We start from the raw sequence: 15,677 nt of genomic DNA, 5'->3' as shown, positions 1-15,677 counted from the left end.
ACAGGAAAGCAAAATGGCCAAGATCAAGGTGAAGAACCCGGTCGTCGAACTCGACGGCGACGAGATGACCCGCATCATCTGGCAGTGGATTCGCGAAAAGCTGATCCTGCCCTACCTCGATATCGACCTTAAATATTATGATCTTGGCGTCGAGAAGCGCGACGAAACGGAAGACAAGATCACGGTCGAAGCGGCCGAGGCGATCAAGCAATATGGCGTCGGCGTCAAATGCGCCACGATCACTCCGGACGAGCAGCGGGTCGAGGAATTCGGCCTCAAGAAGATGTGGAAATCGCCCAACGGCACCATCCGCAACATCCTCGGCGGCACTATCTTCCGCGAACCTATCGTCATCCAGAACGTGCCGCGGCTCATTCCTGGCTGGACCGACCCGATCGTCGTCGGCCGTCACGCGTTCGGCGACCAGTACAAGGCGACCGATTTCAGGGTGCCGGGCAAGGGCAAGCTAAGCATCAAGTGGGTCGGCGAAGACGGCGAAGTGATCGAACATGAAGTGTTCGACTTCCCGGAAGCCGGCGTCGCCATGGGCATGTACAATCTCGATGCATCGATCCGCGACTTCGCCCGGGCGAGCCTCAACTATGGCCTGCAGCGCGGCTGGCCGGTCTATCTGTCGACCAAGAACACCATCCTCAAGGCCTATGACGGGCGCTTCAAGGACATTTTCCAGGAAATCTACGACGCCGAATTCAAGTCGGCGTTCGAAGCAGCCGGCATCGTCTACGAGCACCGCCTGATCGACGACATGGTCGCGTCTGCTCTCAAGTGGAGCGGCAAGTTCGTCTGGGCCTGCAAGAATTACGACGGCGACGTCCAATCCGACCAGGTCGCGCAGGGCTTCGGCTCGCTCGGGCTTATGACCTCGGTCCTGATGACCCCGGACGGAAAGACGGTCGAAGCGGAAGCAGCGCACGGCACCGTCACCCGCCACTATCGCCAGCATCAGCAGGGCAAGGCGACCTCCACCAACCCGATCGCATCGATCTTTGCCTGGACCGGCGGCCTCAAGTTCCGCGGCCGCCTCGACGATACGCCGGAAGTCGTCCGGTTCGCCGAGACGCTCGAGCGCGTTTGCATCGAGACCGTCGAAAGCGGCAAAATGACCAAGGATCTCGCGCTGCTGGTCGGCCCGGAACAGGCCTGGATGACCACGGAGCAATTCTTCGAAGCCATCCGTGAAAACCTCGAAGCCGCAATGGCTGACGAGGGTATCGCCGCCTAATTAGAGAGCGGCGGGTGGCGCCATGACGTCACCCGCCGCTATTAGCGCACGGCGAGTGCCAGGTTGCTCATGCGCCTGGCGATTTCTTCCTCGCCCATGATCGTCCGGTTGGCACCTCGCCCAGTGAGATACTCGACCTCGGCGTCGCTATGGGCGCGGGCGATAATCTGAATTCCCGGATTGAGCCGCCGCGCCTGCTCGATGATCTGGCCGGCCTCGAAGGTCTCCGGGATCGCGACCATCAACATGCGTGCATCTTCAATCGCAGCCTCCGCCAAGACCAGGGGTGACGCCGCATTGCCGATGATCAAGTCGAGTCGTTCGCTCTCCTCCGGCAACCCTATGTCACTACTGGATTCGATCAGCGTCACCCTTTGACCCGCTGCCAGCAGTTCGTTGGCGATGCGGCTGCCAACCCGGCCATGGCCAATCAGCACGACTGCGGCTTCGCGCGATTCCTTCGCGGAAGAAGGTTTGATTACGGCCTCTTCGCGCCGCCCAGCCAATGCAAAGACCAAGGGGTTGATCAGGATCGAAATGATCGCGCCCGCCAGGATCAGGTCCCGCGCCATCGGCTCGATCAAGCCTCCTTCGCTGCCGAGCGTTGCGAGGATGAACGAGAATTCGCCGATCTGGGCGAGGCTGGCAGCGATGGTCAGCGCAACGCGATGGTCACGGCCAAAGGCCCGGACGATGAAGTAGGCGGCAATCGATTTGCCGACGACGATGATCAGGACGGTACCTGCCAGCGCCAGCGGTGCCTCGACCAGAACCGACGGGTTGAACAACATGCCGACCGAGACGAAGAACAGCACCGCGAATGCATCGCGAAGCGGCAGCGTTTCTTCACCGGCGCGTTGGCTGAACGGCGATTCCGCAAGGATCATGCCCGCAAAGAAGGCGCCCAGCGCAAAGCTGACGCCGAACAGCAAGGCCGCCCCAAGAGCTACGCCTAGCGCGATTGCCAGCACCGCCAGCCGGAACAGCTCCCTCGAACCGCTATGAGCGACGACATGGAGCAGCCAGGGAATGGCACGGCGACCGACAATCAGCATCGCGGCCACGAATCCCCCAACCTTGAGCAGGGTAATGCCGATCGCCCCCGCCATCTCCGCAGGCGTGGCGCTGGCCGCCATGACCGGCAGAAGCACCAGTGCGAGCACCATCGCCACATCTTCGACGATCAGCCAGCCGACCGCGATTTTCCCTCTGTCGGTTTCCAACAGGCGCCGCTCCTGCATGGCGCGAAGCAGCACCACCGTAGATGCAACTGAAAGGGCCAAGCCGAACGTCAGTCCGGCGCCGTGGCTCCACCCCAGGGCCATGGCGAGCAGCCAACCGAGGACCACGGCGACGCCGATTTGAACGACCGCTCCAGGAACCGCGATCGATCGGACCGACAAAAGATCTCGTAATGAGAAATGAAGGCCCACCCCGAACATCAGCAGGATGACACCCAGCTCGGCGAGTTCCGTCGCGATCTTCTGGTCGGCGACATAGCCGGGCGTGAACGGTCCGACGATCACCCCGGCAAGAAGATAGCCGACAATCGGCGGCAGTTTCAGGCGATGTGCCGCCATGCCGAACAGGAAAGCGATTACGAGACCCGCAACCATGGTTCCAATAAGCGGGGTCAGATGCGGCACAGTCTCTCCATGTCGTTAAGTTCGTTCGGGCGATAGCAAGCGGGCTGGCTTTCATCCAACAAAGCCGCAATGAAAGGCCATGACAACGGAAATGGTCGTTTCCCCCGCACTGGCCAACACGCTTGTGATCCTCGGCGCCGCGGGAATCGTCATTCCGGCCTTCGCCCGCTTCAAGATCAACCCGGTCATCGGCTTCATCCTGGTGGGCATCGTCGCCGGGCCGTTCGGGCTCGGTGCGCTGGCCAGTGAGCATCCATGGCTCCGGTCGTTCAGCATTACGGACACCGAGGCAATCGAGCCATTCGCCGAGCTCGGGATCATCTTCCTGCTATTCTCGATCGGCCTGGAGCTCAGTTTCAGGCGCCTCGTGGCGATGCGAAGAATGGTCTTCGGCATCGGCGCGGCCGAACTGCTCGGCACGGCGCTTTTGATCGGCGGCGCGCTGGTCCTGTTTGGCTGGAATGTCGAGCCGGCAATGTGGCTGGCGCTGGCCCTGGCGATGTCGTCGACCGCGCTGGTGCTGCCGATTTCCGGAACCCAGAGCCAGGTCGGGCGCGCCGCACTCGCCATGTTGCTGTTCGAGGACCTGGCACTGGTGCCAATGCTGTTCCTGGTCGGCGCCGCCGGAAAGGCGGCAAGTGGCCTTGGCGAGATAGCGCTTCAGGGTGCGCTAGTTGTAATCGCAATCTTGGTTGTCGGGCGCTTCATCCTGCCAGCGCTGTTCGCCCAGGCGGCGCGATCAAAGAAGCCAGAACTTTTCCTGGCAATCACGCTGCTCGTGGTGATCCTGTCGGCCGCGCTTACGGCCTCCGCAGGGCTTTCAACGATCATGGGGGCGCTCGTTGCCGGCCTGATTATCGCCGAGACCGAATATCGCAACGAAGTCCAGATGGTGATTGAGCCGTTCAAGGGGTTGGCGCTCGGTGTCTTCCTGATCACCGTGGGTATGAGCATCGATGTCGGAGGCCTGCTCGACGATTGGCTGTTGCTGCTGAGCGCGCTTGCTGGAGTTATACTAATCAAGGCAATCGTTACGGGCGCGCTTCTGAAAATGGCCGGAGCACCTGCGTCGGTCGCGCGCGAGACCGGCATTCTAATGGCAAGCCCGTCAGAAACGACGCTGATTGTGCTGGGCGCAGCGGGCCTGGCCGGGATCCTCAGTTCGGAAACGGTCGGCTTCTGGTCCGCGGCAACGGCCATCGGTCTGACGATGACGCCATTGCTGGCCAGCTTCGGGCGCTTCATGGCCAACAGGGTCAGACAGACCGACTTGCAAGAAGAGGAGATCACCATCTCGACCGGCAAGACCGTTATTTTCGGTTTCGGACGCGTCGGAAGGATGGTGGCCGACATGTTGCAAGAGCATCGGCGCCCCTACCTTGCGGTCGACAGCGACATCGACGGCTTTGCTGATGCAAGAAAGGCCGGCTATTCCGTACTTTACGGCGATGTTTCGAGAAAAGAACTCATCGAGAAGTTGCAGCTGGACCATGCGCTCGCGGTGGTGCTGACCATGGACGATCCCGTTCTGACCGCACGCCTTGCCAAGCGTCTGCGGCAGGAATTTCCCGCCCTCCCCATCATTGCCCGGGCCCGCGATACCGACCATGCGGCCGCGCTCTATCGGGCCGGGGTCACCGATGCCGTGCCCGAGGCCCTGGAGGCATCGTTGCAGCTCAGCGAGGCTGTCCTGGTCGACATTGGGGTGGCAATGGGGCCCGTCATCGCGTCGATCCACGAAAAACGAAGCGAGCTTCGTGCATCGATCATGGAAGCTGGGCATCTCGACGTTGAACCGAGCCTCGGCAGGCGCCGGCTAAGGGACTCTGCTAAACCGCAGGCGTGAAGGTCAGCGTTCCGGCGAGGTAGGTCTTGTGGTCCGCATTGTCGGCAGGATGACGAGACCCGTCGTAGACCTTGATCTCACGAAAATCGAAGGGCGAGACGCCTTCCAGGCAAGCGACATTGACGCCAAGCTGATTGGGGTTCGATCGTCGCTTGTGATGGGTGTAGATGCCGCAATTGCCGCAGAAATGATGCTCGGCGGTCATTGTATTGAACCGGTAGGTCGCCAGGAGGTCCGCGCCTTCCAGCAGTTCGAACTCCCCGGGCGTTGACGTCACCGCAACCGCGCCGCGCATCCTGCAGATGCTGCAGGTACATCGCCGCACCGAAGCAAAGCCCTCGGTTAGAGTCACCCGAAATCGGACTGAGCCGCAGTGGCAGCTGCCATTGAGGGTCACCGGTTCGGATGACGTCAGATCCACTATGCCGCGACCTTCTCCAATGCTTCGCGGACCGCCTGGAGAGCGTCATTGGCCTTCGAACCATCCGGACCGCCGCCCTGCGCCATGTCGGGTCGGCCGCCGCCGCCCTGCCCGCCCAAGGCCGCGACTGCCGCCTTGACGAGATCGACCGCGCTCACCTGCCCTGACAGATCACCGGTTACGCCGACGGCAACGCTCGCACGGCCTTCGTTGATCGCGATGAGGGCAGCGATTCCGCTTCCGAGGCGCTCCTTCATCCCGTCGACCTCGCCGCGAAGGCCCTTAGGATCCAGACCATCTACAACCTGACCAAGGAAGGCATGTCCCCCAACTTGTTCCGGCCCGGCAGCTTCGGCCTTCCCTCCACCGCCCATCGCCAGCGCTTTCTTGGCATCCGCCAGCTCACGCTCGAGCCGGCGCCGTTCCTCGACCAGCGCTGCGACGCGAGCCGGAACTTCGTCTGGCGAGGCCTTCAACGCCGATGCCGCTTCCTTGAGTGTCTCGTCGCGATGATTGAGCCATTGGCGTGCGGCTTCGCCAGTCAGCGCTTCGATGCGACGAACGCCAGACGAAACTGCGCTTTCGCTGATGATCTTCAACAGCTGAATATCGCCGGTGGCCGTGACGTGGGTTCCACCGCATAGTTCGACCGAATAGCTGCGCTGATCGCCGCGCCCCATGCTGAGGACACGAACCTCGTCGCCATATTTCTCGCCGAACAGAGCCAGGGCACCGGCATTTACTGCCTCGTCCGGCGTCATGAGTCGGGTCGACACCGGCTCGTTGGCGCGGATTTCGGCGTTCACATCGCCTTCAATGGCTGCGATTTCTTCTGGCGTCAGGGCCTTGGGATGTGAAAAGTCGAAGCGCAGCCGATCGGGAGCTACCAGGCTGCCCTTTTGCGTCACATGTCCGCCGAGCCGCTCGCGCAGCGCCGCGTGCAGCAAGTGCGTGGCACTATGGTTCGCGCGGATCTGCGTCCTCCGTTCGATGTCCACTATCTGGTGAAGCGTATTGCCGACGCTGACTTGCCCCTTCGATACCTTGGTCCGGAGCGCATGTAGCTTGCCCAGCGGCTTTGACGTATCCTCAACTTCACCGACAAAGCCATTGAGCGAAGTAAGTTTTCCGGCATCGCCGACCTGCCCGCCGCTTTCCCCATAGAAAGGGGTCTGGTTCATCAGGATGGTGACGGTTTCGCCCTGGTTGCCATCTTCGACGCGCTGTCCGTCCTTGAGGATCGCCAGGACCACGCCCTCGCCCTCATGGCTGGAATAGCCAATGAATTCGGTCGACCCGAGCTCTTCGGCAAGGTCGAACCAAAGTTCGTCGGACGCCTTCTCGCCCGATCCCTTCCAGGCGGCGCGAGCCTGCGCCTTCTGCTCGGCCATCGATGCATCGAAACCGGCGCGATCGACCGTCAGTCCGCGAGCGCGCAAAGCGTCCTCGGTCAGGTCGTAGGGGAAACCGAAGGTGTCGTAGAGCTTGAACGCCATCGCGCCCGGAAGCGTACCGCCTTCGGAAAGCTCTGAGGTCGCTTCGTCGAGAAGCTTGAGGCCGTTCGCCAGCGTCTGGCGGAAGCGGGTTTCTTCCTGAAGCAGCGTCGCCTCGATCAGCGGCTGCGCGCGGACCAGTTCGGGATAGGCGCTGCCCATTTCCGAGACCAGTTCCGGCACGAGCCGCCACATCAACGGCTCCTTCGCACCGAGCAAGTGGGCGTGCCGCATGGCGCGGCGCATGATGCGGCGGAGGACATAGCCCCTGCCCTCATTGGCCGGCAGCACGCCGTCCGCGACCAGGAATCCTGAGGCACGAAGGTGATCGGCAATGACGCGATGGCTCGCCTGCTGGGCTCCTTCGGCGCGGGTCTTGGTCAGCTCCTCGCTGGCGGCGATCAGCGCCTTGAACGTGTCGGTGTCGTAGTTGTCGTGGACGCCCTGAAGGACGGCCGCGACGCGTTCCAGGCCCATGCCGGTGTCGATGCTCTTCTTCGGCAGTTCGGATACGATTTCGCCTGCCGCCTGCTCGAACTGCATGAACACCAGGTTCCAGATCTCGACGAAGCGATCTCCGTCCTCGTCGGGGGAGCCCGGCGGGCCTCCCGGGATGTGGTCGCCGTGATCGAAGAAGATCTCCGAACAGGGGCCGCAGGGACCATCATCGCCCATTGCCCAGAAATTATCCTTTGTCGGAATGCGGATGATGCGGCTTTCGGGCAGGCCGGCGACCTTCTTCCACAGGTCGAACGCCTCGTCGTCCGTGTGGTAGACCGTGGCTATCAGCCGGTCGGCCGGTAGTCCCCATTCCTTGGTGATCAGTGTCCAGGCATGGTGGATTGCCTGTTCCTTGAAATAGTCGCCGAAGGAAAAATTCCCCAGCATTTCGAAGAAAGTATGGTGGCGCGCAGTGTAGCCGACATTGTCGAGGTCATTATGCTTGCCACCGGCACGGACGCACTTCTGGCTGCTGACCGCGGTCGAATAGGGGCGCGTTTCCAGCCCCGTGAACACATTCTTGAACGGCACCATGCCGGCATTGACGAACATCAACGTCGGGTCGTTGTGCGGAACCAGCGGAGCCGATTGCACGCGCGCGTGTCCATTCTTCTCGAAATAGTCGAGGAAGCTGCGGCGGATGTCGTTCATCGATGTCATGAGGTGGCAGATACGTTCCTTGCTGCATTGCGGCAAGACGTGGCTTCAGGCCGACGGAAGCGGATCCCAGTCGGCCGCGAGGCAGGCTTCAATGCCAAAACGAGGCGCAAAGCCAAGTTCGCGCGCGGCGAGGCTGGCATCATAGACCCGATCGATCGAGTTGGGTGGCATCCAACCTTGTTGGGCGGTGCGCGCGATGAGTCCCGGGCAGCGCCGCTCGATCGCCGATGGGGCATCGAGGGACAAGTCACCGCAATCATCCCGGTGAAATGGTGTCGCTGCGCTGATGACGTAAGTCGCGGCGGGTCCCTTTCGACTGAGTGCCAGTGCATGCGCCTCCGCCACATCACGCCGGTCGATGCCGCGATGCAGGCGATACCAAGCCATGACGTCAGCCGGCTCGGGGAAGCATCGCGACATCCGAAGTGACGTCACATTGAGCGCGTTGCTTGCGGACGCGACAAGCTCTTCGGCCAATAGCTTGGTTTCGTCGTAGATGTCGCGGGGCTGGGGCTGAAGCTGTTCGTCAATCCAAACAGCACCGCCACTCGGCATCAGAGCATGACCGTAAAGCGAGGTGGTGCTGGTAAGGACGAAACTGCACGCACCAGCTCCGACTGCAAAATCCAGGAGCCGCGACGTTGCCTTGACGTTGGCTTGGCGGAAATCGGCCTCACTCCGCTGTCCGACATGAGGAGCGTGCAGGGCAGCGACATGGACGACCGCGTCGATCTTTCCGGCCCGATGACGCCAGTCCGCCACGTCAAAGCAGTCGCCGATGACCTGAACCTGCTCACCGGCTACAAGATCAAGGCCGGTGACGTCATGATCTTCCCTCAGGCGCGCGGCTACACCACTGCCGATCAGCCCTGCCGCGCCGGTGACCAGAACGTGCATGCCCCTCCCCGCCATTCTTCGCGGCTGGAATGGCCAAGCGGTTCAAACATGGCAAGGCAGCGGCGCGCAAAATGCACACCGCTGCCCATTGCCTTGTTCAATTTCTGACTAAGCGTAGATCGGGAAGGATTCCTCGATCAGCCCGCTCCTCGGGTCGACCTCGTAAACATAGCCGTCCGCGTAGCGGTACCAGCTATCGTTGGTGTCATAGTAGCGGTCGCGATAGGCGAGCGGCACATTGTAGGTGCCATAGCCTCCCGGCAGCGGCTGCCCGATTGCCATCGGCTGCCCGCTCACCAGCGCTACCAGCGCCTGGATCACCTGGGTGGTCGGGTCGACCTGGTAGATCCCGCCGTTGGCATAGCGATACTGATACTGCGGCGTATCGTAATAAAGCGGCTGATAGGCCAGCGGCACATTGTAGCCCGGATAGGCGACCGGCCATTGCTGCCCTATCGAATAGTCGTAGCCCGCTCCGTAGAGCGGATATCGCGCATCGATCCGGCGGCTGTACGGGTCGACCTGATAGATGAACCCGTCGCCATAGCGGTACCAGGCATCGTTTCGATCATAATAGGTCGAACGATAGGCCATCGGCACATTATAGGCGCCGTAGCTGGCTGGGAGCATCTGACCAACGCCGAAGCCCTGGCCGCCGAGCAACGCGACGAGGCCTGCGATCAACTGCGTTCCGGCATTAACCCGGTAGATGCCGTAGCCGTCCGATCGATAATAATAGTCGGGCGTATCGTAGTAGAGCGAACGATAGCCGACCGGCACATAGCTGCTGTAATAGGTGTTCGGCCACGGATCGCCGATGCCATAGCCGCCAAACAGCGGGATCAGACCCCGGACGAAATCATCGCCACGGTCGATCTGGTACAGATAGCCCAGGTCGTCATCGTAGCGATAATAATAGTCCGGCGTGTCATAGTAGCGCGTCCGATAGACGAGCGGGATGCTGCTCGAGAAGCGCGCCGGATCGATCCGGTCACCGATCGCAATGATGCGCCGGTCGTCCCTGATCTTCATTGTGCGCATCGGGCGATCATTGAAGATGCGCGCCAGCTGCCGGTCGTCGCGAGCCACGAACCGGGCCGGGAGCTCCCGGCGGGTCTCGCGCCGCAAGTTAACACGGTCGATGCTGTTCCGCTCCTGACGGGCGAATGACTGGCGATCGATCCGATCGACGGTCTTGCGCTCGGCCTGCCGGACACGTTGGCGCTCAACGCGCTGCGGCCGTTCGGCGCGCTCGATGCGCTGGCGCTCAACTCGCTGCGGGCGCTCGACGCTCTGAGTAGCCTGACGCTCGACGCGCTGTGGACGCTCAGCCCGCTGAATTTGCTGACGCTCGGCGCGCTGTGGACGCTGCGTACGTTGAACGCTCTGGCGTTCGACGCGCTGCGGGCGTTCGGCGCGCTGGATACGTTGGCGTTCCACACGTTGTGGACGTTCGGCGCGCTGGATAGACTGGCGCTCGACCCGTTGAGGGCGTTCTGCCCGCTGGACGCGCTGACGCTCAGCACGTTGAGAGCGTTCGGCACGTTGGACGCTCTGTCGCTCCGCGCGTTGCGGACGTTCGGCACGTTGGGCACGCTGGGCCTTGCGTTCGCTACTCTGGCTCGTTTGGGTACGGCCCTCACGATCATTGTTTCTACGTTCGGCACTTACCGGGCTGGTCAGCGCCACTGCGGCGACACCAGCAATCAGGAAAAACTTGCGAGTCATTACAACCTCCTCGCTCAATTGAAAGTTATGAATATCAACCGCCTAGAGTAGGAATTGTGCCTGTGCGCCGGATGAACCGGGCCCCGATCCTGCTCGACTGATCGCGGCAGCGGGGCGGCTCAACCCTGCGTAATTTGAGGTTCATGTTCGCCCGGTCGATTGGCGCTCTTTCCTTTTCACGGCGGGCCGGACACAAAGCGCCATGGCCAAGCGTAAGAGCAGCATTCCGACCTACCAACGTAAGCGTAAGGGCCGCCGCGGATTCCTTGGCTGGCTGTGGCGCATCGTGCTGGGGCTGTTTCTGTTCAGTATCCTTTGGGTCGTCGCCTATCGCTTCGTCCCGCCGCCCATCACCGCGACGATGATCGGCGATCTGGTCGGAGGACGCGGGCTCGACAAGGACTGGATGAGTCTCGACGAGATGGATCGCGACATGGTGCGCGCAGCCATCGCGGCGGAAGACGGCAAATTCTGCCAACACAATGGCTTCGACTTCGAGGCGATCGAGGACGCCATGAAGCGCAATGCCTCGGGCGGACGGATTCGCGGCGGATCGACGATCAGCCAGCAGACCGCCAAGAACGCGTTTCTGTGGCAGGGCGGCGGCTATGTCCGAAAGGGCGTCGAGGCCTACTTCACCTTCCTGATCGAGCAGATCTGGGGCAAGCGGCGCATCATGGAGGTTTACCTCAACGTCGCGGAGACGGGGATCGGCACTTACGGCGCCAATGCCGGAGCACAGCGCTATTTCGGACACGACGCGAGCGCGCTGAGCGCGACCGAGGCTGCACGGATCGCCGCCGTCCTTCCGCTTCCCAAGAAGCGCGGTGCGGTCGCTCCCAAGGGTTTCACCCGGCGCTACGGCAACACCATTTCGGCGCGGATCGGACAGGTTCGACGCGATGGTCTGGACGCCTGCGTCTACCAAGGCGCCACCGTACCGAAGGACAAGACACCCCCGCCGAGCAAGGCGCCGCGCGAGCTGCCGGGATCGGAGTATGAGACGGCGACGCCTCCGCCACCGGAAGCAACGGTCGATACCCCGGCGATCGAGGAGCCGACGGTTACGACTGACGCAAACGGGGTGGAAGCAACGCCCGACCTGGTGCCGGATGAGCCGGTAGCCAGCCCTCCGGTAGAGGAGCCAACAGCTCCTCCGCCGACAGAATCGCCAGCCCATAACTAGCCGACGAGTGCCAGCCTCGGGGGTTCTTGTGCGCTAAGCTCGACCGCCCCCTCACCCAGGATTCGAGTGAGGCGGGCAGCGAGATCGGCATCCAGTGAATAGTCGCGGCCAAGCACCAATGTTGCCTGCCGCCCATCGCTGATCGGGAGGATTGCCCGAACCACGCCATTTCCGCCGCGAGCTTCGCTGAGTTCCCGGCCAATGGCGGGCAGAAGCGAAGCGTCGGCGATCTTTACGGAAAGCATCAGCCGCGATCTTTTCGCCAGGCTATCGAGCGGCTGGAATTTCTTCACCGTCACTCGCGGCATGTCGTCGCCTGGCCTGCGGTCCAGCTCGACAGTCATCAGGCCGCATGAAGCGGACTTAGCAGCGGCTTCCAGGTCGGCACATGGCTCGTCGTCGAAGGCGGTCGCTTCATATTGTCCGCTGGCGTCCGAGATGGTTGCGGTGAGAAATCTGCGACCCCTTGCCGACACCCTCCAGCGTGCGCCTTCGATGAGACCGGCGAGCATCGACGATGACCTCCCTCCTTCGGGAGGTCCCGGCATTGCCGCCAGTTCCGCGAAACTCCGCACCTTATGCGCTGCAAGGACATGTCGTTGCGCATCGACGGGGTGCGCCGAGAAGTAGAAACCAAACGCGTCGCGCTCGGCAGCCATTCGCTCGGCCAAATTCCAGCTGGCATCTTTCGGAAGCCGGATCGGAGCAACGCCGCTGCTCGCTCCGCCCCCGAACAGGCCATGCTGGCCGCTGGTCCGTTGGTCGTGGGCGGAAGCTGCATGGGCCAGAATGGTGTCCGCTCCGGCATGGACCGAAGCGCGGTCCGGATTGAGTCCATCGAATGCGCCCGCGCCGGCCAAACTCTCCAACTGCCGCCGGTTGAGCAGCTTGGGATCGATCCGCTCGGAGAATTGATCGAGGTCCTTGAAAGGCCCATTGGCTGAACGCTCGGCAACAAGGGCCTCCATGGCCTTCTCGCCCACGCCCTTGAGAGCACCGAGGGCATATCGCACGCTAAGCCCCTTTGGCGCCTCCTCGACGGAGAAATCCGCCTGGCTGGAATTAACATCCGGCCCAAGGCAATCGACCTCGCTCCGCCGCATATCCTCCACGAACAATGAGAGCTTGTCGGTCTGCGCCATGTCGAAGCTCATCGAGGCAGCGAAGAATTCCGGTGCATGATGCGCCTTCAGCCAGGCCGTGTGGTAGGCAACCAGCGCATAAGCGGCGGCGTGGCTCTTGTTGAAACCGTAGCCTGCGAACTTGTCGATCAAATCGAACAGCTCGTTGGCCTTGGCCGGACCGATGTCATTCTTCGCTGCGCCCTCGATGAAGCGGGCGCGCTGTTCGTTCATCTCCGACTGGATTTTCTTGCCCATGGCACGGCGCAGCAAGTCCGCTTCGCCGAGGCTGTAGCCGGCCAGCACTTTTGCGGCCTCCATCACCTGTTCCTGGTAGACGAAGATGCCGTAGGTTTCCTTCAGCACCTCTTCCAGCATCGGATGCGGATAGGCGATCGGAACGCGGCCGTTCTTGCGGTCGCCGAACAGCGGGATGTTGTCCATCGGGCCGGGCCGGTAGAGCGAAACAAGCGCGATGATATCGCCGAAATTGGTGGGCCGGACAGCAGCGAGCGTGCGCCGCATGCCTTCCGATTCCAGCTGGAACACGCCGACCGTGTCGCCGCGCTGGAGCAGCTCATAAACGGCGGGGTCGTCCCATTGCAGCGACGCGAAATCTACCTCGATCCCGCGCTGGGCGAGCAACCGCTGGCCTTCCTTCAACACCGACAGCGTCTTCAAGCCAAGGAAGTCGAACTTCACCAGGCCGGCACCTTCGACATATTTCATGTCGAACTGGGTGACCGGCATGTCCGACCGCGGGTCGCGGTACAGGGGCACCAGTTCCGACAGCGGTCGGTCGCCGATGACGACGCCGGCGGCGTGGGTCGAGCTGTGGCGCGGCAGGCCCTCCAGCTTCATCGCCAGATCGAACAGCCGCTTCACGTCGGGGTCGGAGCGATATTCCTTCTCCAGCTCCCCAACGCCGTTGAGGCTGCGTTCGAGCGTCCAGGGGTCAGTGGGATGGTTGGGCACCAGCTTCGCCAACCGGTCGACTTGGCCGTAGCTCATCTGGAGCACGCGGCCCGTGTCCTTCAGCACGGCGCGCGCCTTCAGACGGCCGAAAGTGATGATCTGGGCGACCTTGTCGCGCCCATATTTCTGCTGGACGTAGGCGATGACCTTGTCGCGATGCGTTTCGCAGAAGTCGATGTCGAAGTCCGGCATCGAAACGCGTTCCGGGTTCAGGAAGCGTTCGAACAGCAGGTTCAGTTCAATGGGGTCGAGATCCGTGATTGTCAGCGCCCAGGCGACAACGCTTCCGGCGCCCGAACCACGTCCCGGGCCAACCGGAATATCATTCGCCTTGGCCCACTGAATGAAGTCGGCGACGATCAGGAAGTAACCCGCGAAGCCCATGCGCGTGATGACGTCGATCTCGAAGTCGAGCCGCTCACGATACGCGGTCTTTTCCTCTTCCGTTTTCCCCTCGATCCTTTTGTCGAGGCCGGCATGCGCATCGCGGCGAAGCGTTTCATCCTCATCGTCGCTCAGCCTCGGAAGGATCGGCCGCCGCTTAGGCGCGGAAACGGCGCAACGCTGGGCAATCACGGCCGTGTTTGCGATGGCCTCGGGCAAGTCGGCGAATAGCTGCTCCATTACCGGCGCGGGCTTGAGCCAAGCCTCGGACGAACTGCGCGGCCGGTCGTCATTTTCGACATAGGTCGATCCGGCGATGCACATCATCGCGTCATGCGCCGCGTGGAAATCCGGCTCGGCATATTGGGCCGGATTGGTCGCGACGATCGGGACGTCGAGCGCATATGCGAGGTCGATCAGCTGCGCTTCGGCCGCTTCTTCGACTGCGTCGCCCCGTCGTGACAGTTCGAAATAAAGGCGGTTCGGGAACAATGCCTTCAGCCGTCCGGCGTAGCTCCCGGCCTTGTCCGACTGACCATCGGAGAACAGCCGGGCGAGTGCGCCCTCCCCACCCGCCGTCAGGCAGATGAGCCCGTCGGTCGCACCCTCCAGCGCCTCCATCGACACATGAGGATCCTCGTGGACGGGGCGATCGAGATGGGCCGCCGATACCAAACGGCAGAGGTTGTCATAACCCGTCTCGTCCTGCGCCAGCAGAACCAGCCAATCGATGGAATTCGCTGGACCGATATCGGCGGGCCGAGCCACCCCGAGCATGGCGCCGACAACCGGCTGAACGCCGGCATCCTGACAGGCCTCGCCAAAGGCCATTGCGGCGTAAAGTCCGTTGCGATCATTAAGCCCAACGGCAGGAAATCCGAGCTTGGCTGCATGCTTCGCGATAAGCTTGGGCTCGATCGCGCCTTCGAGCATCGTGAACGAGGAAAAAACACGCAGCGGGACGTACGGCACGGACATCCAAAGACTATGGGCAATGCGGCCGTGAGTCGCCAGCACAAGCTGCCGACTTATCCCCAGTTTATGCTGAGGCTAGAGTAGCGCCTCGACGTCTCGGGCGAGGTCTTCCGGCTTGGCCTGCGGCGGATAGCGTTTCACCACCTTGCCCGAACGATCGACCAGGAATTTGGTGAAGTTCCACTTGATCGACTTCGAGCCGAGCAATCCTGGGGCCTCGTCCTTGAGATGCTTGTAGATCGGCGCGGCATTGTCGCCGTTGACGTCGATCTTGCCGTAAAGCGGGAAGCTGACGTCGTAGTTGAGCTTGCAGAAACTGGCGATTTCCTCCGCGTTGCCCGGTTCCTGGGCACCGAACTGGTTGCAGGGGAAGCCAAGCACGGAAAAGCCCTTGCCGTCATACTTGCGTTGAAGCGCCTCCAGCCCCTCATATTGCGGCGTGAATCCGCATTGCGAGGCAACGTTTACGATCAACATGACCTCGCCCTTGTGATCGGAAAGGTCCGCGGTCGATCCATCTGCCTTGGTCACCGGGATGCTAGTGAGGTCGTTGGCCATCATTCCTCTCCGTCATTGCGAGCGCAGCGAAGCAATCCAGACT

At 62.1% G+C, this 15,677-nt stretch carries 10 protein-coding genes and 1 pseudogene; 4 read left to right on the top strand and 7 right to left on the bottom strand.

What is annotated here, in order from left to right; genetic code table 11:
* The first annotated feature begins 13 nt into the window (after window positions 1-13).
* On the top strand, window positions 14-1,243 hold the full coding sequence (locus LZ496_RS01485) for an NADP-dependent isocitrate dehydrogenase (RefSeq protein WP_249902829.1): 1,230 nt from the start codon (window positions 14-16) through the stop codon (window positions 1,241-1,243).
* A gap of 41 nt (window positions 1,244-1,284) precedes the next feature.
* Here LZ496_RS01485 and LZ496_RS01480 read toward each other — a convergent pair whose 3' ends face one another.
* A complete protein-coding gene (locus tag LZ496_RS01480; protein ID WP_249902828.1) occupies window positions 1,285-2,889 on the bottom strand; it encodes a cation:proton antiporter domain-containing protein in 1,605 nt (534 codons plus the stop codon).
* Between the two features lie 79 nt (window positions 2,890-2,968).
* Here LZ496_RS01480 and LZ496_RS01475 point away from each other — a divergent pair, with 79 nt between their 5' ends.
* Entirely contained in the window at window positions 2,969-4,735 is a 1,767-nt protein-coding gene (locus LZ496_RS01475) for a cation:proton antiporter domain-containing protein (protein WP_249902827.1), read from the top strand.
* Here LZ496_RS01475 and LZ496_RS01470 read toward each other — a convergent pair.
* The 4 genes from LZ496_RS01470 to LZ496_RS01455 form a co-directional block, all read right to left on the bottom strand.
* Window positions 4,719-5,132, bottom strand: a complete 414-nt coding sequence (locus LZ496_RS01470; protein WP_436286458.1) for a GFA family protein — start codon at window positions 5,130-5,132, stop codon at window positions 4,719-4,721. The genes LZ496_RS01475 and LZ496_RS01470 overlap by 17 nt on opposite strands.
* A 23-nt stretch (window positions 5,133-5,155) precedes the next feature.
* Complete coding sequence (gene alaS, locus LZ496_RS01465) at window positions 5,156-7,810, bottom strand: alanine--tRNA ligase (RefSeq protein ID WP_249902825.1); 2,655 nt, start codon at window positions 7,808-7,810, stop codon at window positions 5,156-5,158.
* Between the two features lie 45 nt (window positions 7,811-7,855).
* Window positions 7,856-8,707 carry an NAD-dependent epimerase/dehydratase family protein gene (locus LZ496_RS01460; protein WP_249902824.1) on the bottom strand — a complete coding sequence of 284 codons (852 nt, stop codon included), beginning with the start codon at window positions 8,705-8,707 and terminating at the stop codon, window positions 7,856-7,858.
* Window positions 8,708-8,815: 108 nt separating this feature from the next.
* Window positions 8,816-9,796 carry a hypothetical protein gene (locus tag LZ496_RS01455; RefSeq protein ID WP_249902823.1) on the bottom strand — a complete coding sequence of 327 codons (981 nt, stop codon included), beginning with the start codon at window positions 9,794-9,796 and terminating at the stop codon, window positions 8,816-8,818.
* A 129-nt stretch (window positions 9,797-9,925) separates the two neighbouring features.
* On the opposite strand from LZ496_RS01455, the gene LZ496_RS01450 reads away from it, so the two are divergent.
* Together LZ496_RS01450 and mtgA are read left to right on the top strand one after the other, a co-directional pair.
* The gene (locus tag LZ496_RS01450) at window positions 9,926-10,486 is read left to right on the top strand and encodes a hypothetical protein (RefSeq protein ID WP_249902822.1); all 561 of its coding nucleotides are present in this window, start codon (window positions 9,926-9,928) and stop codon (window positions 10,484-10,486) included.
* Window positions 10,487-10,637: 151 nt separating this feature from the next.
* Window positions 10,638-11,357: pseudogene (gene mtgA / locus LZ496_RS01445) on the top strand (monofunctional biosynthetic peptidoglycan transglycosylase); the annotation flags it as partial.
* 260 nt (window positions 11,358-11,617) lie between these two features.
* On the opposite strand, the gene dnaE reads toward mtgA, so the two are convergent.
* The gene (dnaE, locus tag LZ496_RS01440; RefSeq protein WP_249902821.1) at window positions 11,618-15,079 is read right to left on the bottom strand and encodes a DNA polymerase III subunit alpha; all 3,462 of its coding nucleotides are present in this window, start codon (window positions 15,077-15,079) and stop codon (window positions 11,618-11,620) included.
* A gap of 72 nt (window positions 15,080-15,151) precedes the next feature.
* The gene (locus tag LZ496_RS01435; protein ID WP_249902820.1) at window positions 15,152-15,634 is read right to left on the bottom strand and encodes a glutathione peroxidase; all 483 of its coding nucleotides are present in this window, start codon (window positions 15,632-15,634) and stop codon (window positions 15,152-15,154) included.
* Window positions 15,635-15,677: the final 43 nt, after the last annotated feature.

The organism is Sphingomonas caseinilytica (assembly GCF_023516455.1).
Taxonomy (GTDB): domain Bacteria; phylum Pseudomonadota; class Alphaproteobacteria; order Sphingomonadales; family Sphingomonadaceae; genus Sphingomicrobium; species Sphingomicrobium caseinilyticum.
Note: the sequence above shows the minus strand (reverse complement) of the source record. Positions and strands in the feature narration are given on the sequence as shown.

Excerpts from the sequence above, each read along its gene's own strand:
- alaS (WP_249902825.1), bottom strand. The coding sequence starts at position 7,810 with ATGACATCGATGAACGACATCCGCCGCAGCTTCCTCGACTATTTCGAG.
- LZ496_RS01475 (WP_249902827.1), top strand. The coding sequence starts at position 2,969 with ATGACAACGGAAATGGTCGTTTCCCCCGCACTGGCCAACACGCTTGTG.
- LZ496_RS01485 (WP_249902829.1), top strand. The coding sequence starts at position 14 with ATGGCCAAGATCAAGGTGAAGAACCCGGTCGTCGAACTCGACGGCGAC.
- LZ496_RS01460 (WP_249902824.1), bottom strand. The coding sequence starts at position 8,707 with ATGCACGTTCTGGTCACCGGCGCGGCAGGGCTGATCGGCAGTGGTGTA.
- dnaE (WP_249902821.1), bottom strand. The coding sequence starts at position 15,079 with ATGTCCGTGCCGTACGTCCCGCTGCGTGTTTTTTCCTCGTTCACGATG.
- LZ496_RS01435 (WP_249902820.1), bottom strand. The coding sequence starts at position 15,634 with ATGGCCAACGACCTCACTAGCATCCCGGTGACCAAGGCAGATGGATCG.